The following is a 22,010-nucleotide window of genomic DNA, read 5'->3' as shown; positions in this document are numbered from 1 at the left end:
TGAAACTGTTTACAAAACGATTCATATTCGATATAGTAACTTAGATTGCTATGAGTATTATGACATATGGTGAGATGACGCAATGAAAACAATCATACATTTGGATACTATTGAAAAAAGATTTGCAGAGGCAGCTGTGGTCCCCCCACTCTCTCTTTCCATTGGAGAAGGGGAGTTTTTGACGTTGCTTGGTCCGAGTGGCTGTGGAAAGACGACTCTCTTGCGGATGATTGCAGGCTTTGAGGAGCCGACATCAGGGGAAATCTATCTGGATGGCAAACAGCTGGGCCACGTGCCTCCCTACCAGCGCGACATGAACATGGTGTTTCAGCAATATGCGTTGTTTCCACACATGAATGTGGAGCAAAACATCTTGTTTGGGCTGAAAATGAAAAAAGTGAACGCTGCCGAACAGAAGCAGCGACTAGAAGAAGTACTGCAATACGTTCAATTGACGGAGCTGCGAAAGCGTACACCGAAGCAGCTTTCTGGAGGCCAGCAACAGCGTGTCGCCATCGCTCGGGCGATTATCAACAACCCGAGAGTGTTGCTATTGGACGAGCCTTTGGGCGCACTCGACTATCAATTGAGAAAAAGCTTGCAGTTAGAATTGAAAAACTTGCAGAAAAACTTGGGCATTACGTTTATTTACGTGACGCACGATCAGGAAGAAGCTATGGCGATGTCTGACAGAATCGCCGTCATGAACAAGGGCCGGATCGAACAGATTGCCTCGCCAGCCGAGGTATACAACCATCCGCAGACGTTGTTCGTGGCGACCTTCATCGGGGAGAACAACATCTTCCGTCAGGAGGGTACGTGCACGGCTGTGCGACCGGAAAAAATCAAGCTGTACCGGACCGATGAACAACCTGACAAGCATCGTTACAAAGGGAAAATTACCGACGCGGTGTTCTTGGGTAATTTGCGGAAAGTCTTTATCCGTCTCGATGGACAAGACCTGACTGTGATGGCCCATCAATATGCGGGTGACGGTCTCGACTGGCAGGTGGATGATCACGTGGCGATTGGCTGGTCACAGGCAGACGAGGTGATTTTGCCTTGTTAAACAAAAAACCGGTAAAACTTCTCGCGCTTCCAGCACTGATGTGGTTGGGTGCGCTCTTCGTCTTGCCGATGCTCCTGATCGTCGTCTTGTCCTTTTTAAAAAGAGGAACATACGGACAAGTTGTCTACGAGTTTACCTTGAACAATTACTTTCGGATTCTCGATCCGTTGTATGGACAGATTTTTTGGGACACGTTTGTGGTCGCTATCCTTACGACCGTTTTTTCCATTTTGTTCGGGTATCCACTCGCGTACTACATTTCACGCCTAGAGCGAACGAAGCAACAAATATGGCTCTTACTGGTGATGATTCCGTTTTGGATTAACTTCCTGGTTCGTTCTTATGCATGGGTGATCATCCTGCGCTCACAGGGTGTGGTCAACACGATCTTACAATCGCTCGGGCTCATTACAGAACCACTGCCTTTATTGTATAACTCAGGTTCTGTACTCTTGGGGATGGTGTACACACTCGTTCCATTCATGGTGCTGCCGATCTACGTATCGTTGGAACAAATGGATCGCCGTAAGCTCGAGGCCGCAGCCGATCTGGGTGCGACTCCGTGGAAAGCGTTTTGGCACATCACACTGCCGATGACCAAATCGGGTGTCGTGACGGGTTCTATTCTTGTCTTTGTCTCTTCGATTGGCATGTTCATTGTTCCGGATGTGATGGGAGGAGCAAAGTCCGCACTCATCGGTAACGTGATTCAGAACCAGTTTCTCTCTGCGCGTGACTGGCCATTTGGCTCTGCCTTGTCCATCGTGCTGATGCTCTTGTCTATGCTGTTGATCCTTCTGTACTTCCGTGCGACTAAAGCCAGCGAGACGAAGGAGGGAGCAGCATGAAAACTTGGCGTCGACACACGTTATCCGGGTATTCCTGGCTGATGCTTGTCTTCCTGTATCTGCCGATAGCCATTCTGATGCTTTACTCGTTCAATGATTCGCGAATTAATGCGGTGTGGAGCGGATTTACCTGGAAGTGGTACATTTCCTTATTCGAAAATAGACAAGTGATTCAGGCGCTCACGAACAGCCTGACCATCGGGATCATCAGCAGCGTTCTGGCGACGGTCCTCGGTACGGCTGCATCACTTGCCATCAAGCAGTACTCCCTGCGCTGGCGTACGATTGTGAATGGCTTGGTCTACTTGCCGATCGTTATTCCTGAAATCATGATGGGATTGGCTATGCTCGTCCTGTTCAGCCAGATTCATATGGAGCTGGGAAAAGCTACGTTGATTATGGCTCACGTCACATTCAGCATGCCGTACGTGATGGTCATCATCTCAGCGCGCCTCGCCGAAATGGGTGGCGAGCTGGAGGAAGCGGCTCAGGACTTGGGCGCGACTCCATGGGGAACACTCCGCCATGTGACGCTTCCCTTGATCATGCCGGGTATCGTGGCAGGCTTTCTCATGTCCTTCACGTTGTCGCTGGATGATTTCATCATTTCGTTTTTTGTGGCAGGTCCCAATTCTACGACGTTGCCCTTATATATTTACGGCTTGGTCAAACGGGGTGTGTCCCCTGAGGTAAACGCCCTATCCACCCTGTTGATTGTGTGTACCGTGTTACTCGTGATTATAGCCGAGCTGTTCAGACGCAAAGATTCGAAGACTATCACATTTTGATTTGGAGGTTGAGAGGAGAAAATGAAACGTTTTAAGTCCCTCATGATCGGCGCTTTGTCCGCCGCACTCGCATTGACTGTTGTTGGTTGTTCGTCGTCTTCATCTGAGAAGCAAGAAGAGCAAGTGCTCAATATTTATAGCTGGGCCGATAACTTTGATCCTGATGTCATTAAAGATTTTGAACAGAAGTTCAACGTCAAGGTCAATTACGACGTATACGGCAGTAATGAAGAAATGCTGGCAAAGATCCAGGCAGGCGCATCTGGCTATGACTTGATTCAGCCGTCCGACTACATGGTTGCTACGATGATTCAACTGGGCCTGTTGGAAGATCTGAACAAGGAAGCCATTCCGAACATGAAAAATATCGTGTCTACCTTCCAGACACCGCCTTTTGACCCGGAAAACAAGCACTCCGTTGTCTACACGTGGGGCATCACAGGTATTGCTTATAATAAAAAGTTCGTTAAAGAAACGCCTACGAGCTGGGCTGATCTTTGGAATGAAAAATACAAGGACCGTGTAATTTTGCTGAACGACCCTCGTGAAGTCATGGGTATGTCCCTGATCAAAAACGGTTTCTCCAACAGCACCAAGAATAAAGGCGAGCTGGAAAAGGCATTTGGGGACCTCAAAACGCTCGTACCGGGTGTCGTTGCCTTTGATACGGATAACATCAAGCAAAAAATGATCGCAGAAGAAGCGTGGATCGGTACGGTTTGGTCAGGCGATGCTGCGTTCGTTCACGCACAAAACCCGGATGTGGAATACGTGATTCCAAAAGAGGGCGCGACCATTTGGGCTGATACATTGGCTATCCCGAAAGGTGCCAAGCACAAAGATTTGGCAGAGAAGTTCATCAACTACCTGATGGATCCACAAGTCAGCGTGAAGAACTACGAATCGATCGGATACAGTAATCCAAACGAGCAGGCTTACTCGCTGCACAGCGAAGAATACCGCTCCAACAAAATGATTTTCCTAGACAAAGCAGACCTCGCACGTGCCGAGTGGCTGGTTGACGTGGGAGAAACACTGCAAGACTACGATCGCTACTGGACAGAAATGAAGAGCGGAAGATAAAAAGATGCCGGGACTGGATGAAAAGCCAGTCTCGGTTTTTTTAATATTCTTTTTCCGCTTTCAGCATGTGTACAAATCTGCATTGTGCCGTTTCCAATGCAACGGCTTGTTCATAATGTATAGCAATTCACAAGAAAAGAGGGATTTCAATCGCAAAGAAAAAGTACGGCAAAAAGCAAGCTTCTCGCGTCAATCGAGTTCGGCACCGCATGGAAGGAGTAACCTCGTTGGTACGGGGTCATCGGCATTTGTTTAGTAACGTATCAGACATTGTGGTACGGGTGCCGAGTGCTCGCTCGCATTTTCATACGTTCCGCGCAATCACGACGACCTCGGATGGACATCGCCATGTGTATTTTGGAAGAACAGGCCTGTCCATCAACGGTACCGGAGCATTTGGTGGAGGACCCAACCATTTTCATCGAGTTGATGTTCTCACGCAATTTACAAACGGTCATCGTCACAGGATCAACGGAACGACTACGACGAATCGTGTTATTCGGGACAGCAGGCCGTAACCATATTTTGGGGTGCAAGACTCGTGAACAAAAGGAAGGCCCGGGACAACGAAAAGTTCTCGGGCTCTTCTTTTTGACTGGACAATAAAATCAGGAAGTTGAGATAGTAGTAGCAGGTTGGTAAAGGTCAGGTCTAGGTGTACAAGCAGTGAACAGGAATTTGACTGTCAAATCGAGGGCAGGCTAGGAAGCAGGAAAAAAGGAAGCGAGTATAAGCAGAGGGGTTGAGGTGTCGTGGAAGCGGCCAAGCAAAAAATTACGACGTTTCTTATGTTTACTGGACAAGCGGAAGAGGCGATGAATTTTTATACTTCGGTGTTTGATTCATCCGCGATACACACGATTCATCGGTTCGGCCCGGATGCAGCTACAGCGGAGGGAAGTGTCATGCATGCGACTTTTTCGCTGAAAGATCAAACATTCATGTGCATCGACAGTATCGTCTCGCACGATTTTACCTTTACGCCATCGATTTCCTTGTACGTAGAGTGTGATTCCGCAGAAGAAGTTGAGCATTTGTTTGCGAAGCTGTCTGAAGGTGGCACCGTTCTCATGCCGCTGTCACCTACGCCAGTGAGCGAAAAGTTCGGCTGGCTATCTGATCGTTTCGGGGTTTCCTGGCAGCTGAATTTGCCTAAAAAATAGCGGGATCGATATAGGGAAAGCACGCTATGGAAATGGCTTCCGCAGTGTGCTTTTTTGCGTGTCAATGAAGCTTCAACAATTCGTCACAGCAGATAGCCCGTTTGAGCCATATGGGCATTCAAATAAGTTTGATAGGATAAAACCAGTGCTAAGGCTACGGAAGTAAAGTGGATGGTGATGAGCATGAAACGATACCTGGCCTTGCTTTGGCTCGCCCTGTTCTTCGTGATGAGTACCGCTGCGACGACCGTACAGGCACACGCAGGACTGATGGGCAGCCAGCCAAAAGATGGAGAGGTTCTGCAGGCCAACCCGGGACAGATCTCCCTGCGGTTTACGGAAGCACTGGAGCCTGATCTGGTGGCTGTACACCTGTATGATTCGAAGGGTGAAGAAGTCCAGCTGAATCGCCCGACATTGCAACCAGGGGACGTTTCGCAGTTGAACGCGCAGCTACCTGAGCTTTCGGAAGGTACGTATGTGGCGATTGTATCAGTGGTGTCAGAGGACGGACATCCCGTAGAGGAGCGTGTGTCCTTTTCGATTGGACATAAAAGTGCCACGGTAATAGATCCGACCGAGAAAAAACCGGATAACAGCTATTTAATCGTATATCGTTACCTCACGCAAGGAATTATCTTGCTGGGGGGAGGATTGTACTTGCTGGCATGGAGAGGACAACGCTATGGATTACCAGCATTTTCTCAGTTGCTGGGGATTGGTAGACAGATCGGCTGGGGCCTTGCGCTGGTCGGATTGGTTTTCCTCTGGTTTCTCTATGATGAAGCACTCACTGCCGTATCGCTAACCGACTCGCTCTGGCAAGGGAACTGGTCGTTGCTGATGCAGTCTCCATTTGCGATTATGCTGCTCGTGTCCTTTGCCTTGCTGATCTTGTTGGCAATCCCGGGTATGATGACGGGCTGGTATGTAGCGTTGTGGCTGGTTTTGATTTGCGCACAGGCTTTTGGTGGCCATGCATGGGGGATATCCCCGGTGTGGTTGTCTATTACTCTCAGGCTGCTGCATGTCCTGACCGTTTCGATATGGATGGGCGCACTCATTTATTTATGGCTGACCTTCAAGCATAGTGAACGTGGGAACGAACCGTTCAAGCAGTTCTTTTTGCGGACAGTAGCCATCGCGTCCGTGCTGGCCGTGCTGACAGGGCTCGTGATGCTGGCTGTCCAGACGAACGTGGTGAGTATTTTGCAAAGCTCACTGACCTGGAGCTACCTGCTGTATGTGAAAGTGGCATCCGTATGTGTCATGCTGGCAATCGCCTACCGTCAGACGAAGCGTTGGCGCAAGACGAATGGTTTGCAGGCCAAGCTGCTGCGCTGGGAGATTCTTTTCGGGATTGTGGCGATCCTGGCAGGGCTGTGGATGAGCCAGATCAATTATCCGACGGCATCGACGGAAACGACAGCTACGACAGAAACGACAGTGACGAATCAACACAATCATTAGGAGGGTTTTCTAGATGAAAGTTACAAAATGGATGAGCAGCGTACTAATGGCAGGAGCAATTTTGACACTCGCGACAGCTGCACAAGCACACGTAAACGTCTATCCGAAAGAAACAACCACGGGTGCTTATGAGAAATATACGGTCCGTGTACCGGTAGAAAAAGATGTCAATACCACCAAGGTAAAGCTCGAATTCCCGGCAGAAGTGAAAGTAAGCACGGTTCAACCGATTCCTGGCTGGACCTACGAGTTTGAAAAAGACAAGGATGGCCGCAACACAGCACTGGTTTGGACAGCGACTGCTGGCGGAATCAAGGCGCATGAGTTCACGGAGTTCTCTTTTGTCGGAGCGAACCCGAAAGAAGCGGGTAGCCTTTCCTGGAAGGCGTATCAGACCTATGCAGACGGTGAAGTGGTAGAGTGGACGGGCGCTCCCGATTCAAAAACACCTGCATCTGTTACGACGATCAAAGAAGGTGTAGGGGAAGCGGGGCACGAGCATGGACAGCCAGCGACTGCAGCACCAGCACCAGCTCAAGAATCAGCGAATGCAGCAGGAAGCAGCAACACATTGTCCTTGGTCTTGTCCGGACTGGCACTGCTGCTCGCGATCGTGAGCATGTTCCGCAAAAAAGCATAGGAACCGAGAGTAGCCTAGCCGTGCAGAATCATTTCTGCGCGGCTTTTTTGTGCATAGGAGGGTTCAGAAAATAGGACTCCTAAACGCCTTCCATTTTTTGTATCATACAAAGGGGGAAAGTGGAAAAAAGAACGGGGTGAGTAGATGTCAATCGGAGCGCTAATCGCACAGGTTGCAGGGTTTGCTTTTGTCTATTGGTTAGGGCTGTATATGCTACGGCGGGATATCCGTAATGGGCGCATGGCATTCACAGGGACAGCTCTTTTACTGGTAGCTGTATGCATGGTCTCATCCATCCTGCTGCCATTTTCGCTCGCCGACAAGCTGAGTGAATGTATGATGGGGCTAAGAGAGGCTACATTGTTTCTTCCGTTCCTGTTCGTGCAAGGAGCTCTACTCTTGACGCGGGCGAGGGACGAGGGGCGGACAGACCATTTGTTTTCGCGGTGGAAATACGTCTTGCTTCCGCTCGGCATGCTGGGGAGCTTGATCATAGGAGTGATGGGAACGGCAGGGACGTTTCGAGTGGTGTACACGATCCTCCTGCTCGTGATCATGCTAGGACTCGTTTTTTCGATCCTCGCTTTCTTTCGTTTTTCTGCCAAAAGCGAGCAGACTGTACTGCCAAAAGCAGTTCTATCCCCTCTGATTGTCCCAGTCTTGGGCGGACTCTGGTGTGCGTTTTTACCGGAAGCAGCATCGAGTAGCTGGGTGTTGATGGGAAACGGTGTGGCGCTGTTCCTGTTTGGGGTAGGGACGACCGCTACGGAAATCAAAAGCCAGGGTGAAGCGTGGCTACCGGATTTTTTTCGATCGTTGGACTACTCCGTTTTTTACACCATACTGTTTTCAGGCTTGGTGATCTGTACGATTCTCTGGGGGACAGGCTTGCAGCTTGCCATGGTCGTTCTCTTGCTAGCGATCATGATGCTCACGATTGCACTACAGGTCTTTAATCATCCGTTGCGTACCTTGCTCGACAATATCGCTTTTGTGACGTTCCCAAAACTAAGGGAAGAAAGCTCGCAAATACGGATGGTCGATCGTCTGACTGTGCTGGTGGATGAATCTGCTCTGCAGGAGGAAATGGACGAAGAAAGTCTGTATCGCTATACGCGACGAGCGCTGAGCCATTTCGGAGATTTGGAGCGTCTCGCTACCAATCCGCTGACCAACTTGAGACTCATCGAACAACGTCTGCAAAAGCGGGGAGGGCCGATCGAGGTGATCGAGCGAGCCGTTGAGCTGAAAGCCATATTGACGGAATCAATCGAACAGATGAAGCCTCGCCAGGGCGAGAACTTCGGAACATCGGATGAGTGGCGGTACTACAATGCGCTTTATTTTCCCTACATAAACGGGATCAAACCGTATAACCGGCGGTATTCGGATGACCTTCTCGACGACACGGCACAGGAAGCCTTGGAATGGTTTCGGACCTATGTGCCCGAGCGGACGTTTTATAATTGGCAAAATGCAGGGGCGCGTCTGGTTGCCTTGCGTTTAAAAGAAAAGGAAACGGCTTGAATGTGATCCATTACGTCCAACAGTCCCAAAAACGGTTGGGCGTTTTTTCGTTTTTTCTTTCTTTTTTCAAAAAAACGAGGGGAATCAGTGAAATAGGCACTGTATGGCAGTGAAAAGGATCAAGTTGGCAGTGATTTAGGGGGTAAGATGGCGTTGCAAGTGAATCCAAACCAAACGGAGGAATGCCATCATGGCTACAACAATTTTGAATACGGGTAAAACGGTTCGCCAAATTGCGCTTCATCAAATTCAATCCATCCCTGAAGAAAAGTTCGATATCCAACCGGAGGCATTCAATCACACGATTCGTTGGAATGTAGGCCATATCGTCTTTGCCCTTGATTTCTTCTTCTCACTTGGATTTCCATTTCACTCCAATCTGCCTGAATCGTATGCAGGCTTCTTTCATACCGGGACGAAACCTTCCGATTGGACCAGTCAGCCGCCTTCTAAAGAAGAGCTGATGCATTACCTCTCCCAACAGCTCAACCGCTTGTCGGAGATTTCCCCTGCCCTTATGGATGAGATTTTGAAAGCACCGATTGAGATGGGACCCGTTCGATTTGAAACCGTAGGAGAAGTCTGCAACTTTGCCTTCTGCCATGAAGCGATGCATCTTTCCACGATTTCCAGCCTGCTAAAGGTTATTGAATGTGAAGGAAAATGATTTTTCTGGTCAAAAATTCCAAATTTATTATAATAAGACTAACAAAACTCGGAGGTGTATGAACCATGTTAGTACGTAATACAGCTGCAACTCACCCACAAAAGAAAGAAAATGATACGGTAGAGTGACACGTACGCTTTTGCAGCAGTAGGTAGGCAAGAAAACGGAACGTGTCCATCTGCCGAAAAGGGCGGATCATTGTTCCTATGAAAATGAATGCGACACAATTGTATTTGATCATGCGTTTTATCACGGCTCTGGCCAACGCGACCATGTTTACGACCTACGCTGTCTTCTACATTGCCACATTGAGGCTGTCTCCTTTGGAGCTGTTGATCGTAGGTACCGTGCTGGAGCTCACGGTGGTCCTGTTTGAAGGAGTTACGGGAGTGGTAGCAGACACCTACAGTCGACGTCTATCAATCATTGTCGGCACGTTTGTCCTCGGTAGTGGATTTGCACTACAGGGAGTGATCGGACCCTTGCAGGAATGGGTGCCTTTTCTTCCGGTATTAGGCTGGGTGCTCCTGGCACAAGTGTTTTTTGGAGTCGGCCACACCTTTATCAGTGGTGCGGATACGGCATGGATTGCAGACGAAGTAGGGGAAAAAAGCTTGGGCAGTCTGTTCATGCGAGCCAAGCGGGTATCGCTCGTGGCTACGATGGCAGGAATCGGATTGAGCGTCGGTTTGTCAACGTTGGGTACCCAACTCCCTTACTTTGTTGGCGGGTTGATGTATGTGGCCCTCGGGTTGTTCCTGATCTTCTTTATGAAAGAAAAGGGCTTCACACCTCGAAAGCGGGAGAAAGATTCGTCGCAGTGGAAAGAAATGAAGACGACGTGGCTGTCGGGCGTGAAGGTAGTGCGTTCGCAGCCGATCTTGCTCCTGATTCTGATCGTTACCCTATTTAGTGGGGCAGCTTCAGAAGGGTATGACCGATTGCGGGAAGCGCATTTGATCACGGATGTGGGCTTTCCAAAGTCCATTCCCTTTTCCATGGCTGTCTGGTTTGGGGTGATCGCGGCGCTCACTGCCTTTCTGGGCCTGTTTGCCGTAAAATTCACGGAAAAGCGGCTGGATGTCAACAACGAACGGGCTGTCATGGTAGGGATGTTCGTCTTGACGAGCTTGCGGATTGTCCTGTTATTGTCCTTTGCACTGTCCCCGAACTTCTGGTGGGCGCTCAGCTCCTTGCTGCTGATCGGAGTTATCGAGGCGATCAGCAGTCCGCTGTATGATACGTGGCTAAACTTGAACATCCCGAGCAACGTACGGGCTACCGTCCTATCCATGCTGAGTCAATCCAATGCGCTGGGGCAGACGGCTGGAGGTCCTGTAGTCGGATGGATTGGCAGTCGCGTGTCCATCCGGGCATCCCTGATCGTGGCGGCAGTATTACTGTCTCCAATCGTCTACGTGTACGGCAAGGCCATGAGAAAAAAATGAGATAAGCTAAGAAGACATGTGCTCCCTTGGGGCATGTGTCTTCTTTTGTGTGTTCGTATTTTATGCGAACAAAACTTGCGAACAAACGTTCTGGATGATAAGATGATCCTACAGATGAAATGGCGGTGAAACTTGATGATTCGTGAACTGAACAGATATTGGGAGCGACAGCAAATCATCGAAATGATCTACCTGGGTAAAAACGGGGAGACAAGTAGGCGGATCGTGCGGATCCTTGAGCTGGATTCCGCAGGTCAGCGGATCAAGGCCTACTGCTACACCCGAAAAGCGTATCGTGTTTTTGCTATCGCGAATATACTGGCGATAGCTCCGATGCATGGCAGGACAGCAGGATAATGGACGCGATTCCACCAGACTCCCCCTGAAATGACAGTCCATGCCATGAGTGGTAGGGAAACATGCTATACTGGGGTTGTACAACTGACGTTCAGGGCTGAGCGCAGAGGGGAGTGGAGCAAGTGGAAATTTTTATTGTCATTGTGTTCATGTTTATCATCTTGATGATGGTATTGACAACGAGCGCAAAGAAGGGTGGACGCGGACGTTCTCACTCGTCTTCTGACAGCGGTGCGCCGTATTACGTGGATAGCGATCCGCGCCGTGATGATTCCGATGGCTGGGGCCACGGACACAGCCATAGCGATGGTGGCTCCGACAGTGGCGGAGGTAGCGATGGCGGTGGAGGCGGGGGAGACTGACTCTGTTGCATCTACAGCATTTTGTGGTACAATAACTGGGAAATAATGATCAAACTGGATGGAACGGTTTGAAAAGGAGAGATGTTATATGACAAACGCAAAATTTGTAGAGATTGTAGCAATCGGGGTCACAGGAATCCTCCTTTCTAGCGAACACTAATACCGTTCATGATTTGAGGATTCGACTGTGACTGGTTTTGGCACATATAGCCATGAATTATAACCATTTGCAGGGGGAATCCGTTCGTGAATCAACAAGTACAACAAACCTTACAAACTTTGGGCTGGAATGATACGTTTGCCAATCATTTTGCCCCTTTTGCCGAACAAGGCTACAGTGTAGGACGCATCACACTGGAACATAAACGCATCTACCGCCTATTGAGCGAGCATGGTGAGCTTTTGGGTGAGGTAACAGGAAAGCTGAGATACGAAGCCACAGGTCGTGAAGATTATCCGGCCGTCGGGGACTGGGTCGTAATCAGTCCGCGTGCTGAGGAAAAGAAAGCGACGATTCATGCTCTCTTGCCACGCAAAAGCAAGTTTTCCCGCAAGGTAGCGGGTGGCACGGTGGAAGAGCAGATCGTGGCAGCCAACGTAGATACCGTCTTTTTGGTAAACGCGCTGAATAACGACTTCAATATTCGCAGAATGGAGCGCTATCTGATTCTCGCATGGGAGAGCGGCGCAGCGCCTGTCATCGTGCTGAGCAAAGCCGACTTATGCGACGATCTGGAAGCCAGGCTGCGTGAAGTGGAATCCGTAGCGATCGGAGTACCTGTTCACGTCGTCAGTTCCGAGCGCGGCGAAGGATTGGAGGAGCTGGCACCCTATCTGGGAGAAGGCAAGACGATTGCGTTGATGGGCTCCTCAGGGGTCGGCAAATCCACCTTGATCAATAAGCTGAGTGGCATGGATATGCAGCGAGTGAGCGAAGTCCGTGAAGGTGACGATCGTGGGCGACATACGACGACGCACCGGGAGTTGTTCCTCTTGCCGAGCGGAGGCTTGATGATTGACACGCCAGGAATGCGAGAGCTGCAGCTGTGGGAAGCAGACGAAGGGTTCCGCGGAGCGTTCGATGATATTGAGACAATCGCAGAGACATGCCGATTTAACGATTGTCAACATGAACAGGAGCCAGGCTGCGCAGTCCGAGAAGCCATCGCTGATGGTTCTCTGGAAAAAGCCAGATTCGACAGCTATCTCAAGCTACAAAGGGAGCTCGCCCATCTGGCACGCAAAGAAGACGCGAAACTGCAGGCTGCTGAGAAGGATAAGTGGAAAAAGATTAACGTGCAAATGCGGCAACGCAAGCCTAAGCGATAGGAAAGAGAGCCTTCGATTTTTCGGGGGCTCTTTCCGTGTTTTTCAAGGGGAAAACGGCTCTGGGGGCTTTCAAAAATTAACGCTTGCTCCTAGGCTGGGAGATATGATAGATTGGTCAATATCCAAAAAGCATAGTAAGGCTCGTATAATTTTGGGAATAAGGCCCAACAGTTTCTACCGGGTGACCGTAAATCGCCTGACTACGAGTGAGAGAGCGTCCACGATCCTTTCCTTATTTTAGTGATTTCAAAAATAGGGCTGACAGGAACGTGTGATGTTTGCGCGATTCAATAGCGTGCTGCACCTCAGGAAAAATACAAGCCTAGAGGGACAGATTTCACTTGGAGTTGGTATTTTCGATCTTACCAACCCGTGATCTGTTCTCTCTGGGCTTACTTTTGTTTCAAAGTATTGAAAACTTTTTACATCCATGGAGGGGGAAAATAGATGAAAGAACTACAAGAGCGCATCATCCGTGACGGGAAGGTATTATCTGCATCCGTATTAAAAGTGGACGCTTTCTTGAATCACCAGGTAGATCCACAGCTGACGATGAAGATCGGCGAAAGATTTGCCGAGCTGTTTCGTGATCAGAATGTGACCAAAGTCGTGACGATTGAAGCAAGCGGAATCCACTTTGCTCTGGCGGCCTCTTTTGCGCTGGGCGTTCCCTTTATTTACGCGAAAAAGAAAAAGGCGGTTACCTTGACCGAGGAAGTGTATTCGGCACCTGTGCACTCCTTTACGAGACAGGAAACGTACCAAATCAGCGTCTCCAAACAATATTTGCAAGCGGAGGATCGCGTGTTGATCGTCGACGATTTCCTGGCTACTGGCGCCGCTCTGGTAGGACTTACGCAAATCATCAAGGACGCGGGAGCACATCTCGTCGGAATTGGTGCCGTGATTGAAAAGAGCTTTCAGGAAGGTCGAGGATTGTTGGAGAAAGAGGGCATCCGCATTGAGTCCCTGGCTCGAATCCAGTCTATGTCTCCAGGTGAGATTCATTTTATTGAACCAGCTGCAACACACGCTTAAAACAAATAAATAGAGGGAGAGAGAAAAAAACGTATGTTATCCAAACAAAAAGTGGTAACACTGGGCTTGCAGCACGTTTTGGCCATGTATGCGGGAGCTGTCGTCGTGCCATTGATCATCGGGGGAGCGCTTCATCTGACCCCGGCACAAATCGCCTATCTGATTGCAGCAGACTTGTTTACTTGCGGTATCGCCACTCTATTGCAAGTTCTAGGGACTCGTTACACAGGGATTCGCCTCCCGGTCGTACTGGGCTGTACTTTTACGGCAGTGGGTCCGATCATCGCGATTGCCTCTACGAGTAACCTTGCGACGGCCTATGGCGCGATTATCATTTCCGGTATTTTCGTTGTCCTGGCGGCTCCCTTATTCGGAAAGCTGCTTCGTTTCTTCCCGACAGTCGTACAAGGCTCAGTCGTGACCATCATCGGTCTTTCCCTGATCCCTGTAGCGATGAACAATGTGGCTGGTGGTCAAGGAATGCCAGATTTCGGCGCTCCTCGCAATCTGCTTCTGGCTTTGGGAACACTCGTTATTATTCTCCTTATCAATCGTCTGTTTACTGGATTTATTCGTGCCATTTCGGTTTTGCTCGGTCTGATTGTCGGTACTGTAGTGGCTTATTTTATGGGGATGGTCAGCTTTGCCAACGTTGCAAGCGCCTCCTGGTTCAGCATTGTGGAACCTTTTTACTTTGGTACACCGCAATTTAGTATCGTTGCCATCATCACCATGATTCTCGTGAACATCATTAGCATGGCAGAGTCCACAGGCGTTTATTTCGCCCTCGGAAAAGTAACGAACAAAGACGTAAGCAAGGAAGATGTGGTAAAAGGCTTGCGAGGGGAAGGGGTCGCAATCGTGTTGGGCGGGATCTTCAATGCATTCCCGTACACGGCCTTTTCGCAAAACGTCGGACTGGTGAGTCTGACAGGGATTAAAACGCGCGACGTGATGATCGGCGCGGGTGGGATTCTGGTAGTACTGGGTCTGCTGCCAAAGCTGGCTGCGCTGACCACTATCGTACCGAATGCGGTATTGGGCGGAGCGATGATCGCGATGTTCGGTATGGTTGTCGCTTCCGGGATCAATATCCTGTCCCAGGTAGATTTGCGCCAAAACGAAAACTTGTTGATTGCCGCTTGCAGTATCGCGGTTGGACTGGGTTCCGCTGCTGTCCCAAGCATGTTTGATCAATTGCCTACTATGGCGAAAATGCTGTTGCAAAACGGAATCGTAACAGGTTCGTTGACAGCAGTCATTCTGAACATTGTACTCGTTCATACGAATAAAAATATGCAACAGTCTGTTTCGGAAACTGCTGTACAAGAAGCGTCCTAAACGGATACAGTGACATCCATAGTAAAACGAAAAACCGCTTGGCTCTTGAAAAGAGAGCTAGGCGGTTTTTTTCGTACAGAAAAGCAAAAAAGGCGGTCAAGCTTGTGTCAGGTGTCCAATAAAGTCGGCCAAGTCTTACATACGATGGCAATGTAAAACGATCGATGGAAGGAAGGGATCTGATGGCTACCTTTCGGGAAGCATTGCGAGCCAAACAACAGTTGCTGAAAAAGTGGAAGGGGATGCCGGGTGTCATCGGCATCGGAGTAGGCTATGTGAATGGAAAAGATAAAAAGGGCGGTGCCTGTATCGTGATGTATACCATCGATGCGAGTGCGACTGTGGCCAAACGCTGCCCGAGCTGTGTCTTTGTCAAAAGGCATCGAGCAAAGGGACATGTCTCGGTACCGGTGAGGACCATTGTGTCAGGTCGTTGCTGCTGCCATCCCATTGCCCGTCCGACAGTGGCGAGAGGGGCCTTTCGTCGTAGAATCCGGCCAGTCGTCGCAGGCTATAGTGTCGGCTATCCAGGCATATCAGGGACTGCTGGACTGATCGTCTCCCAAGCAGCGCGGCGTGCTCAGCGCTACTTGCTGAGCAACAACCATGTGCTGAATCGGAATAATTCCAGCGGCTATACAGAAACGATCCAACCAGGAGGGGCTGACGGAGGGCGGTCTGGCGTGAGTCGGATTGGAAGGCTCTACAGGTTTGTGCGATTGCAAAGGAATGCGATCAACTATATGGATGCCGCCCTATCCATCCCGACTTCCAATGGCCTCCTTGCGCCTCGGTACGCAACGGTAGGTTCTGTACGGGGTCACGTGCGCGGGTATGCAGTAGGTGCCAGGTTCAAGAAAGTGGGTCGTACGACTGGACGTGTGAGTGGAGTCGTCGAGTCCATTCATACGGACATCGACGTCGACTATGGCAGTCTCGGTGGATTGGGAACGATACGATTTCGCAACCAGACGGTGATCCGGGGTCAGAGGGCAGTCTCGCTTGCGGGCGACTCCGGATCGGTATGGCTGACTACTGGCAATTATGCCGCGGCCGTGAACTTTGCTGGCTCTGCGGATGGCAGACTGTCGATCGCTTTTCCTGTGCATTGGGCGATGCAAGCTTTTGGTGTTCGTGTTGCGAGAGCAAATGGGAGCCGTGGACGACTTGCACAAACGGGACAGCGCAACCATCCGAAATATACGCAGCCATTGACTGCAGCGCAGCTTAGCAGGGTTGTGACCAAAAAATCTGCAACAGGGAGACGGTCCGCAAGAAAGAAGAGAAGGGCGTAAAAGGCTGAGCCCTACCGCATAGTCGCGGCTAATTCTTCGAGCCGTTGCAAGACGAGCTGGGAAATCTCTTCTAGGGAAGTAAAGGCCGCTTCCGCTTCTTTTTGTTTCCCTGCCTGAACAAGATGGAAAATTCGGCGAACGATTTCGTGGAACTGGCGATGTGGTTCATCAAGCTGTTGGAAGGCAGGTAAGGACTGGAGGCTAGGGTTGTTCTTGGCTTCTTGATACCACTTGCCCAGGCGGCATTGCAGATGGTCGACCAAATCCTTCTCTTCGATACGGTGATAGCCCAGCATGAAGTTGTAGAGCCACCATTTCCACAGGAGATGGTCCGTCTTGACGATTCGCAAGTAATGTTTGGCTTTCAGCTGTTCGGACTGGCTGATACTGATCTTGTGCATTTCATTGATGGCGGCACCGATGTCATAAACATTTTGGCCCGCATGCTCGACGTTCTCGGCGATTTGTTCCATATTGCTTTGAACATGCGAGATACGTTGCGAAATTTCACTCGTGGCAGCCGATTGCTCTTGAGCGATGGAGGCGATGTGTCCCGTGGCATGGCCGACCTTTTCGATGTTCGTGACGATATCATCGAGCAGATCGATCGCTTCACGCGTTTGACTGACCTTTTGGCCGACGTGATCACTCATCTGTACTGCCGATTCACTCACTTGATGTGCTTCAGACTGGACGTTCTTGATGGTTGTGGTGATACTCTGCGCGGATTGCTTGGTCTGCTCCGCCAATTTCCGGACTTCCTCGGCGACCACTGCGAAGCCACGTCCATGTTCTCCCGCACGAGCGGCTTCGATGGATGCGTTGAGGGCGAGCAGGTTGGTCTGATCGGCTACATTGCGGATGACCTGCACGACCTGCGATATATTTTCGATGGATGTCATGAGATGCGTAATCTTGGTCTTCATTTCATAAAATTCATCGGCCATCGACAGGAAGCTACTCAGGGAAGACTGGATGATTTCTTTTCCGGCAGCCGCCTGTTCCATCGTGGTATTGGCATTTTCTGCAACATGCAAGGCCGATTGGGCGACCTTTTGCACGGATTCAGACAATTGCTCGGAAGCGACACGGACCGTTTTGGCTTCGCTGGTTGTTGTCTCCACGGTATCGAGGACGTGCTTGATCTTATCGATTTGCATGACCAGCTCGAGTACATGTCCCAGCTGATCGATTACTATGTATTCGTTGTCTTCCTGATAAGATTGAACCACGATTTGGGAGTCTAAGGTCAGCAACTTAATCAGTGACAAAAGGACAGCGGAAAGTTCTTGAGGGCGTTTGGAGTGAGCTTGGACGATGGCGGGGATCAAGAACTCGTATATTCTCAAGTATGAACCGGTGTACCACTCAGGAGCGAGGCCGATGCGGCTGTGTACCTCGCCGATTTTTTCCCGACCTGCGACATAGGCATCATCCAGTAGAGTATTAGAAAGGGATTGCAGATAACGGCGAAAGGAAGCGGAAAGACGTTCGATAGTTGAATGCGCTTCCACAATATTCATCAGGTTGGAAAACTCATTGAGCATTTGATAATGGCGATCGGTAATTGCCTCCAAATGTTCCTGAAGCAGCGGATCTAGCTTTTGAATTCGTTCCAGATCCTCTTGATTGAATTGTAAAAATTTAAGTTTACCCTCCAGCCGCTCTGTCATGTGTATGTTGCTATTCTGGATGGGGGCTGTTTCCACGTGTACTGCTCGCTTACCAAACATTAGGATACCTCCGTTATCATAAAAGACGACCTATTCGTTGGGAATAGGTCGTTTGTGGCTATATTATAACATTTGTCCAAATGAGTGAAAGTGAATATAACGATCGAACTATTGTGAATTTGTGAAATGTTTGTAAAGATTGTCATAAGTATATCATTCTTTATTCAAAAAATGTCACATGATGTTTATCCTGACGATAATAGGCAAGCCGATCTTCCAACGTTCCTGTATGTAATTCAAACTTGTGACCGTCGGGGTCCGTGAAATAAATGGAGCGTTTGTCACGTACATCGCGCTCTCTTCCGGGCAGGATGTGGACATCGTGTTGCTTTAGGTGTGCCAGCCAGGTATCAAACGTATCTTCCTCAATCGAGAAGGCCAAATGAGTATAAGACTGGTGGATTTCTTGACGGGGGATATCCTGCTCTTCATTTAAGGCAAGCCAGTATCCATTCAGATCAAAATACGCCAGCTTTCTACCGCGCACGAGTGGAATTGCACCTAGGACTTCCTGATAAAAGCGAAAAGACCTCTCCAGGTCAGACACGGAAAACAAAAGATGATTGATGCCGGTTGGTTGTAACATCATGCTCCCCTCCTCAGATCATACATGAAGTCTGGTATGCTCATTTTACGAGAGGGCGGTTCGTTTTACCAGAATGGAGTGGGACATGCATAAGAAATAGGATCAGGCGAACCCGCGCTGGATTCGCCTGATTATGAACTACTTGGTTTTCTGCTGCTGTTCCTGCGCTTGTTGGGTCTGAATAGTGGATTGTACTTGAGACACCATGGTTTGCGCCTGAGCGATCTCCTGGGATGCTTGCTTGAGTGCCTCTTCAGCCAATTGAGGGTTGGCGGCAGATTGCTGAATGGCTTGGCTAATCATCGACTTGGCGAGCTCAGTGGAAACCTCTGCTTTTTTCAGGGAATCCGTATTGATTTGACTAGGCATGAGTGTACCTCCTTGAATCATGAATGGTAAAGCACCACAATAATTTGTCCGGTCCTGTTGCTGAATATGTACGCAGGCAACAGTCCAACCGCATGTGCTTCTGGTTGCATACCCTTGTAGGAGGGAGGAATGCCGGATGAAAAAAATATGGGTGCAAACCGTGAGAAATGCAGAGCGAGCATTTTTTACCATCGTTCTCTCCGCCCAGAAAAGGGTGGGGAATCGAGGAAGGCTGCTACCGGAGCGCTTTCAATCAGTCGCAAAAATTCGCCGATTCTTGCTAAAAAGTATGACTCCTTGTCTGGTGAACCGTGTGATCGGAAATCTGGATTTACGCCGGATCAATGGAAAGCTGGCCGTGCCGGTAGGGGATACAATCGGAGCACCTCCGGTCGTAAAATCGCAGGTTCTGTCCCGTTGTGGTCCGAATGTTACGTTGGCCGTATGGTTTGCTTTTGATCCGAGCGATCGTTTTTTTCGCGTATACCAATTACGCAAAAAAGCGGATGGGAGATGGATTGTAGTAGGACGTCATCCGCTCGACTATCCGTTTAGTTTGCCAGGTCATGAGAGGACGCCGCCGATCGGTTGCTGTGCGCGTTGTCGATGAATTTTTTCTTTAGCTGTGGAAGGAGGTGCTGTATCACACCCATCGTCTGGACTATCTCAAAAAGAACGGCGTGATGGTCTATGGCGCAGTAGTGACAGGTCCTGTGAGGGAATTGGAAAAGCTGCGACAGAATCCGCTTTTTCATGATTTAAAGCTAGGCAGGTTAGAAGTGTGGAATTGGTAACGCTCATTTGGGGAAACTATGTTTTCCCGGAGGTGAGCAAATCATGGCTGTGTGGCGGAAAGGATTGCTGCTGCTGGTGGCTCTATTCGTGTGGAATCTGGTCTTTGCCTATTCTGTGGGAGAAGCGGCTGAGCGAGATTCCCAACTCATGCGCTTGGAGCAGGCAGCCAACTTTATTTTACAGCTGCAGGATGAACATGGTGCGATCGTGGAGTCAGGTTACATCAATACGGATTCGAATATGCTCTACGCCTTGATGGGGCTCATCAGCACGTACGATCTTACTCGAGACCCGAAGTATTGGCTGGCAGTAGAACGAGGGGTACAGTGGCTGATGCACGTACAGACACCGCAGGGAGACTGGCACCTCTCTTACCGTCGTGCAGGTGAGGAGTATGTCCCAGCTGTTCCTGGAAGCTACCGCCAATTCGCTGCCATTCGCGGGATCGACACGACGATGGCACTGTTTATACATGTCGCGCGTGAGGTCGACAGGAGGACCGATCGGCCTGAGCTTCGCGAGCAAATACGAGGGGCCGCCAAGCGAGCCTATCAGTTTCTCACCGAGCACAATCTCGATCCGGTGGACGGGCTTTACTGGAGCTCGTACCAGCTGAGAAAGGACAAAATCGCGCACTCAATCCACGACTATCAGGTATACAAGGTCAAATATGCGGCTGACAATGCAGAGACGTATGCAGGTCTCATTGCGGCAGCGGCGTTGTTTCCCGAATCCTCGGCAGAAAGACAGGCAAAGCGATTAAAAAGCAATTTTGCACGCTTTTTTGACCCGAAAAAGGATCTGTATACAGTCATGCTCGATGGCTCAGGGGAGCAATCCATGCGTCCAGCATACGCACGGTGGTTTGCCAACGGATGGTCAGCGTGTCTCCTCCGCGATCCGGCCATGTTTGATTCGACATTGAGAACCATGGCGCAGCAAATGGATGACCATGGAGCGTTTAAACAATGGGAAGGTACATACACGCTGTCGACGTTAGCCTACCTGCTAGGCGAGCAGGCGTTTTCCCGATCACCTGTAAACAAACGGGTAGCTGAGCGCTATTTGTTTACCATGCAACAATCCAATGGAGGAGTGGCTGATTCGGCAGAGACGAGGAATACCTATATAAATGTAGCGGGAATGTTTATTTTATACTTATCGAGAGAACTACAGAAATGATGTTGAAATGGTAAAAAAATCCGGTATTGATTTTGGCTTCTTTTGCCTGTATATTATTTAAGTATTGAAGCATGTTGCAGAATTTGTCGAATGTGCTCCGATTTATTCTTTTAGGCCGGTATGGCGGAATTGGCAGACGCGCGCGACTCAAAATCGTGAGGGAAACCGTGGGGGTTCAAGTCCCTCTACCGGCACCAGCAATTCTATACATAGTTATTTGTCATAAGGTGGGAAACAGCGTGAAAAACCTGTTTCTCACTTTTTCATTTTCTAGGACAAGCATGACCTGTGCCTGACCGCCTGCTACAATGGAGGAAAAAGGAGGTTGATCTCGTGAGACTTGCAGGGAAGCATATCGTCTGCTATGTGGAGCATGAGTTTGAAGATCTGGAGCTGTGGTATCCTGTCCTTCGATTGAGAGAAGAAGGGGCCACTGTTGACCTCGTAGGGCCTGAGGCAAATCATACCTATACCGGAAAGTACGGCGTCCCATGCCAATCCGACAAATCCATCCGTGATGTCAAAGCAAAAGACTACGATGGCGTATTGGTTCCTGGCGGCTGGGCGCCTGACAAGCTTCGTCGTTATCCTGAGATATTGTCATTCATCCAAGAGATGGATCAAGCGAAGAAACCGATCGGGCACATCTGCCATGCGGGTTGGGTCCTGATCTCCGCGAAAATTCTCCAAGGTGTAAAGACAACCTCGACGCCTGGAATTCGCGATGATATCGAAAATGCCGGTGCCATCTGGGTTGATGAAGAAGTCGTCGTAGACGGACATATCATCGGTTCAAGACGCCCACCAGATTTGCCAGCATACGCCAAAGCGTTCGCGGATGCCGTCGCGCAATATCGCGCTTAGCTAGGATGTGGGAAAGTCTATTGCTTGGGTTTCCCTCCCTTTTTCCAGGGAGGGTC

General features: G+C 49.7%; 24 protein-coding genes, 1 tRNA gene, 1 pseudogene and 1 riboswitch. Of the genes and pseudogenes, 23 read left to right on the top strand and 3 right to left on the bottom strand.

All coding sequences use genetic code 11. The annotated features are described in order from the left end of the window. The first annotated feature begins 82 nt into the window (after positions 1–82). From AN963_RS11830 to AN963_RS11750, 18 genes and pseudogenes are all read left to right on the top strand, one after another. Positions 83–1,069 (top strand): ABC transporter ATP-binding protein, encoded by a 987-nt coding sequence (locus tag AN963_RS11830; protein WP_055744803.1) that lies wholly within the window; start codon positions 83–85, stop codon positions 1,067–1,069. Between the two features lie 38 nt (positions 1,070–1,107). Further along, positions 1,108–1,917: an ABC transporter permease gene (locus tag AN963_RS11825; protein ID WP_055746262.1), complete on the top strand. Its 810-nt coding sequence runs from the start codon at positions 1,108–1,110 to the stop codon at positions 1,915–1,917. Continuing rightward, positions 1,914–2,705, top strand: coding sequence for an ABC transporter permease (locus tag AN963_RS11820; RefSeq protein WP_055744802.1), 792 nt, complete (start codon positions 1,914–1,916; stop codon positions 2,703–2,705). Before AN963_RS11825 ends, AN963_RS11820 begins: the two co-directional genes overlap by 4 nt. 21 nt (positions 2,706–2,726) lie before the next feature. Then, complete coding sequence (locus AN963_RS11815) at positions 2,727–3,788, top strand: polyamine ABC transporter substrate-binding protein (RefSeq protein WP_055744801.1); 1,062 nt, start codon at positions 2,727–2,729, stop codon at positions 3,786–3,788. Between the two features lie 209 nt (positions 3,789–3,997). Further along, positions 3,998–4,096: pseudogene (locus tag AN963_RS32540) on the top strand (hypothetical protein); the annotation flags it as partial. A 28-nt stretch (positions 4,097–4,124) separates the two neighbouring features. Continuing rightward, complete coding sequence (locus AN963_RS31905) at positions 4,125–4,394, top strand: hypothetical protein (protein ID WP_236707959.1); 270 nt, start codon at positions 4,125–4,127, stop codon at positions 4,392–4,394. A gap of 146 nt (positions 4,395–4,540) precedes the next feature. Next, entirely contained in the window at positions 4,541–4,951 is a 411-nt protein-coding gene (locus AN963_RS11805) for a VOC family protein (protein ID WP_055744799.1), read from the top strand. Between the two features lie 183 nt (positions 4,952–5,134). Then, entirely contained in the window at positions 5,135–6,421 is a 1,287-nt protein-coding gene (locus AN963_RS11800; protein ID WP_236707958.1) for a copper resistance CopC/CopD family protein, read from the top strand. Positions 6,422–6,434: 13 nt separating this feature from the next. Beyond that, the gene (locus tag AN963_RS11795; RefSeq protein ID WP_055744797.1) at positions 6,435–7,061 is read left to right on the top strand and encodes a YcnI family copper-binding membrane protein; all 627 of its coding nucleotides are present in this window, start codon (positions 6,435–6,437) and stop codon (positions 7,059–7,061) included. Between the two features lie 144 nt (positions 7,062–7,205). Further along, positions 7,206–8,588 carry a hypothetical protein gene (locus AN963_RS11790; RefSeq protein WP_055744796.1) on the top strand — a complete coding sequence of 461 codons (1,383 nt, stop codon included), beginning with the start codon at positions 7,206–7,208 and terminating at the stop codon, positions 8,586–8,588. A 190-nt stretch (positions 8,589–8,778) separates the two neighbouring features. Next, positions 8,779–9,255 carry a DinB family protein gene (locus AN963_RS11785; RefSeq protein ID WP_055744795.1) on the top strand — a complete coding sequence of 159 codons (477 nt, stop codon included), beginning with the start codon at positions 8,779–8,781 and terminating at the stop codon, positions 9,253–9,255. 170 nt (positions 9,256–9,425) lie between these two features. After that, the gene (locus AN963_RS11780) at positions 9,426–10,703 is read left to right on the top strand and encodes an MFS transporter (protein WP_407922543.1); all 1,278 of its coding nucleotides are present in this window, start codon (positions 9,426–9,428) and stop codon (positions 10,701–10,703) included. Positions 10,704–10,838: 135 nt separating this feature from the next. Continuing rightward, a complete protein-coding gene (locus tag AN963_RS11775) occupies positions 10,839–11,060 on the top strand; it encodes a WYL domain-containing protein (RefSeq protein WP_055744794.1) in 222 nt (73 codons plus the stop codon). A 122-nt stretch (positions 11,061–11,182) separates the two neighbouring features. Beyond that, complete coding sequence (locus AN963_RS11770; protein ID WP_055744793.1) at positions 11,183–11,422, top strand: hypothetical protein; 240 nt, start codon at positions 11,183–11,185, stop codon at positions 11,420–11,422. Positions 11,423–11,668: 246 nt separating this feature from the next. Beyond that, a complete protein-coding gene (gene rsgA / locus AN963_RS11765) occupies positions 11,669–12,751 on the top strand; it encodes a ribosome small subunit-dependent GTPase A (RefSeq protein WP_055744792.1) in 1,083 nt (360 codons plus the stop codon). A 121-nt stretch (positions 12,752–12,872) separates the two neighbouring features. Next, a riboswitch (purine riboswitch) is annotated at positions 12,873–12,974 on the top strand. A gap of 224 nt (positions 12,975–13,198) precedes the next feature. Then, positions 13,199–13,789 (top strand): xanthine phosphoribosyltransferase, encoded by a 591-nt coding sequence (locus AN963_RS11760; protein WP_055744791.1) that lies wholly within the window; start codon positions 13,199–13,201, stop codon positions 13,787–13,789. Between the two features lie 33 nt (positions 13,790–13,822). Then, entirely contained in the window at positions 13,823–15,130 is a 1,308-nt protein-coding gene (locus AN963_RS11755) for a nucleobase:cation symporter-2 family protein (RefSeq protein WP_055744790.1), read from the top strand. Positions 15,131–15,312: 182 nt separating this feature from the next. Further along, positions 15,313–16,425: a chymotrypsin family serine protease gene (locus AN963_RS11750; protein WP_055744789.1), complete on the top strand. Its 1,113-nt coding sequence runs from the start codon at positions 15,313–15,315 to the stop codon at positions 16,423–16,425. Between the two features lie 11 nt (positions 16,426–16,436). Here AN963_RS11750 and AN963_RS11745 read toward each other — a convergent pair whose 3' ends face one another. The 3 genes from AN963_RS11745 to AN963_RS11735 all read right to left on the bottom strand — a co-directional run bounded on the left by AN963_RS11745 (position 16,437) and on the right by AN963_RS11735 (position 19,113). After that, positions 16,437–18,158: a protoglobin domain-containing protein gene (locus AN963_RS11745; RefSeq protein ID WP_055744788.1), complete on the bottom strand. Its 1,722-nt coding sequence runs from the start codon at positions 18,156–18,158 to the stop codon at positions 16,437–16,439. Positions 18,159–18,318: 160 nt separating this feature from the next. Beyond that, positions 18,319–18,744 (bottom strand): metallothiol transferase FosB, encoded by a 426-nt coding sequence (fosB, locus tag AN963_RS11740; RefSeq protein WP_055744787.1) that lies wholly within the window; start codon positions 18,742–18,744, stop codon positions 18,319–18,321. Between the two features lie 138 nt (positions 18,745–18,882). Beyond that, positions 18,883–19,113 carry a hypothetical protein gene (locus tag AN963_RS11735; protein ID WP_055744786.1) on the bottom strand — a complete coding sequence of 77 codons (231 nt, stop codon included), beginning with the start codon at positions 19,111–19,113 and terminating at the stop codon, positions 18,883–18,885. A gap of 136 nt (positions 19,114–19,249) precedes the next feature. Here AN963_RS11735 and AN963_RS11730 point away from each other — a divergent pair, with 136 nt between their 5' ends. The 5 genes from AN963_RS11730 to AN963_RS11715 all read left to right on the top strand — a co-directional run bounded on the left by AN963_RS11730 (position 19,250) and on the right by AN963_RS11715 (position 21,954). After that, on the top strand, positions 19,250–19,723 hold the full coding sequence (locus AN963_RS11730) for a hypothetical protein (protein ID WP_055744785.1): 474 nt from the start codon (positions 19,250–19,252) through the stop codon (positions 19,721–19,723). A gap of 25 nt (positions 19,724–19,748) precedes the next feature. Continuing rightward, on the top strand, positions 19,749–19,907 hold the full coding sequence (locus tag AN963_RS30315) for an anti sigma factor C-terminal domain-containing protein (RefSeq protein WP_236707957.1): 159 nt from the start codon (positions 19,749–19,751) through the stop codon (positions 19,905–19,907). A 43-nt stretch (positions 19,908–19,950) separates the two neighbouring features. Continuing rightward, the gene (locus AN963_RS11725) at positions 19,951–21,090 is read left to right on the top strand and encodes a glucosidase family protein (protein WP_055744784.1); all 1,140 of its coding nucleotides are present in this window, start codon (positions 19,951–19,953) and stop codon (positions 21,088–21,090) included. Positions 21,091–21,204: 114 nt separating this feature from the next. Continuing rightward, a tRNA-Leu gene (locus AN963_RS11720) sits at positions 21,205–21,287 on the top strand. Positions 21,288–21,423: 136 nt separating this feature from the next. Then, a complete protein-coding gene (locus AN963_RS11715) occupies positions 21,424–21,954 on the top strand; it encodes a type 1 glutamine amidotransferase domain-containing protein (RefSeq protein ID WP_055744783.1) in 531 nt (176 codons plus the stop codon). Positions 21,955–22,010: the final 56 nt, after the last annotated feature.

Origin of the sequence: Brevibacillus choshinensis (assembly GCF_001420695.1) — a bacterium.
In the GTDB taxonomy this organism is placed as follows: domain Bacteria; phylum Bacillota; class Bacilli; order Brevibacillales; family Brevibacillaceae; genus Brevibacillus; species Brevibacillus choshinensis.
This window is presented reverse-complemented; position numbering and strand designations above follow the sequence as displayed.

Coding starts and splice junctions, on each gene's coding strand:
- AN963_RS11830 (WP_055744803.1), top strand. CDS start 83: ATGAAAACAATCATACATTTGGATACTATTGAAAAAAGATTTGCAGAG.
- AN963_RS11825 (WP_055746262.1), top strand. CDS start 1,108: ATGTGGTTGGGTGCGCTCTTCGTCTTGCCGATGCTCCTGATCGTCGTC.
- AN963_RS11820 (WP_055744802.1), top strand. CDS start 1,914: ATGAAAACTTGGCGTCGACACACGTTATCCGGGTATTCCTGGCTGATG.
- AN963_RS11815 (WP_055744801.1), top strand. CDS start 2,727: ATGAAACGTTTTAAGTCCCTCATGATCGGCGCTTTGTCCGCCGCACTC.
- AN963_RS31905 (WP_236707959.1), top strand. CDS start 4,125: ATGGACATCGCCATGTGTATTTTGGAAGAACAGGCCTGTCCATCAACG.
- AN963_RS11800 (WP_236707958.1), top strand. CDS start 5,135: ATGAAACGATACCTGGCCTTGCTTTGGCTCGCCCTGTTCTTCGTGATG.
- AN963_RS11795 (WP_055744797.1), top strand. CDS start 6,435: ATGAAAGTTACAAAATGGATGAGCAGCGTACTAATGGCAGGAGCAATT.
- AN963_RS11790 (WP_055744796.1), top strand. CDS start 7,206: ATGTCAATCGGAGCGCTAATCGCACAGGTTGCAGGGTTTGCTTTTGTC.
- AN963_RS11785 (WP_055744795.1), top strand. CDS start 8,779: ATGGCTACAACAATTTTGAATACGGGTAAAACGGTTCGCCAAATTGCG.
- AN963_RS11775 (WP_055744794.1), top strand. CDS start 10,839: ATGATTCGTGAACTGAACAGATATTGGGAGCGACAGCAAATCATCGAA.
- AN963_RS11760 (WP_055744791.1), top strand. CDS start 13,199: ATGAAAGAACTACAAGAGCGCATCATCCGTGACGGGAAGGTATTATCT.
- AN963_RS11755 (WP_055744790.1), top strand. CDS start 13,823: ATGTTATCCAAACAAAAAGTGGTAACACTGGGCTTGCAGCACGTTTTG.
- AN963_RS11750 (WP_055744789.1), top strand. CDS start 15,313: ATGGCTACCTTTCGGGAAGCATTGCGAGCCAAACAACAGTTGCTGAAA.
- AN963_RS11745 (WP_055744788.1), bottom strand. CDS start 18,158: ATGTTTGGTAAGCGAGCAGTACACGTGGAAACAGCCCCCATCCAGAAT.
- fosB (WP_055744787.1), bottom strand. CDS start 18,744: ATGTTACAACCAACCGGCATCAATCATCTTTTGTTTTCCGTGTCTGAC.
- AN963_RS11735 (WP_055744786.1), bottom strand. CDS start 19,113: ATGCCTAGTCAAATCAATACGGATTCCCTGAAAAAAGCAGAGGTTTCC.
- AN963_RS11730 (WP_055744785.1), top strand. CDS start 19,250: ATGAAAAAAATATGGGTGCAAACCGTGAGAAATGCAGAGCGAGCATTT.
- AN963_RS11725 (WP_055744784.1), top strand. CDS start 19,951: ATGGCTGTGTGGCGGAAAGGATTGCTGCTGCTGGTGGCTCTATTCGTG.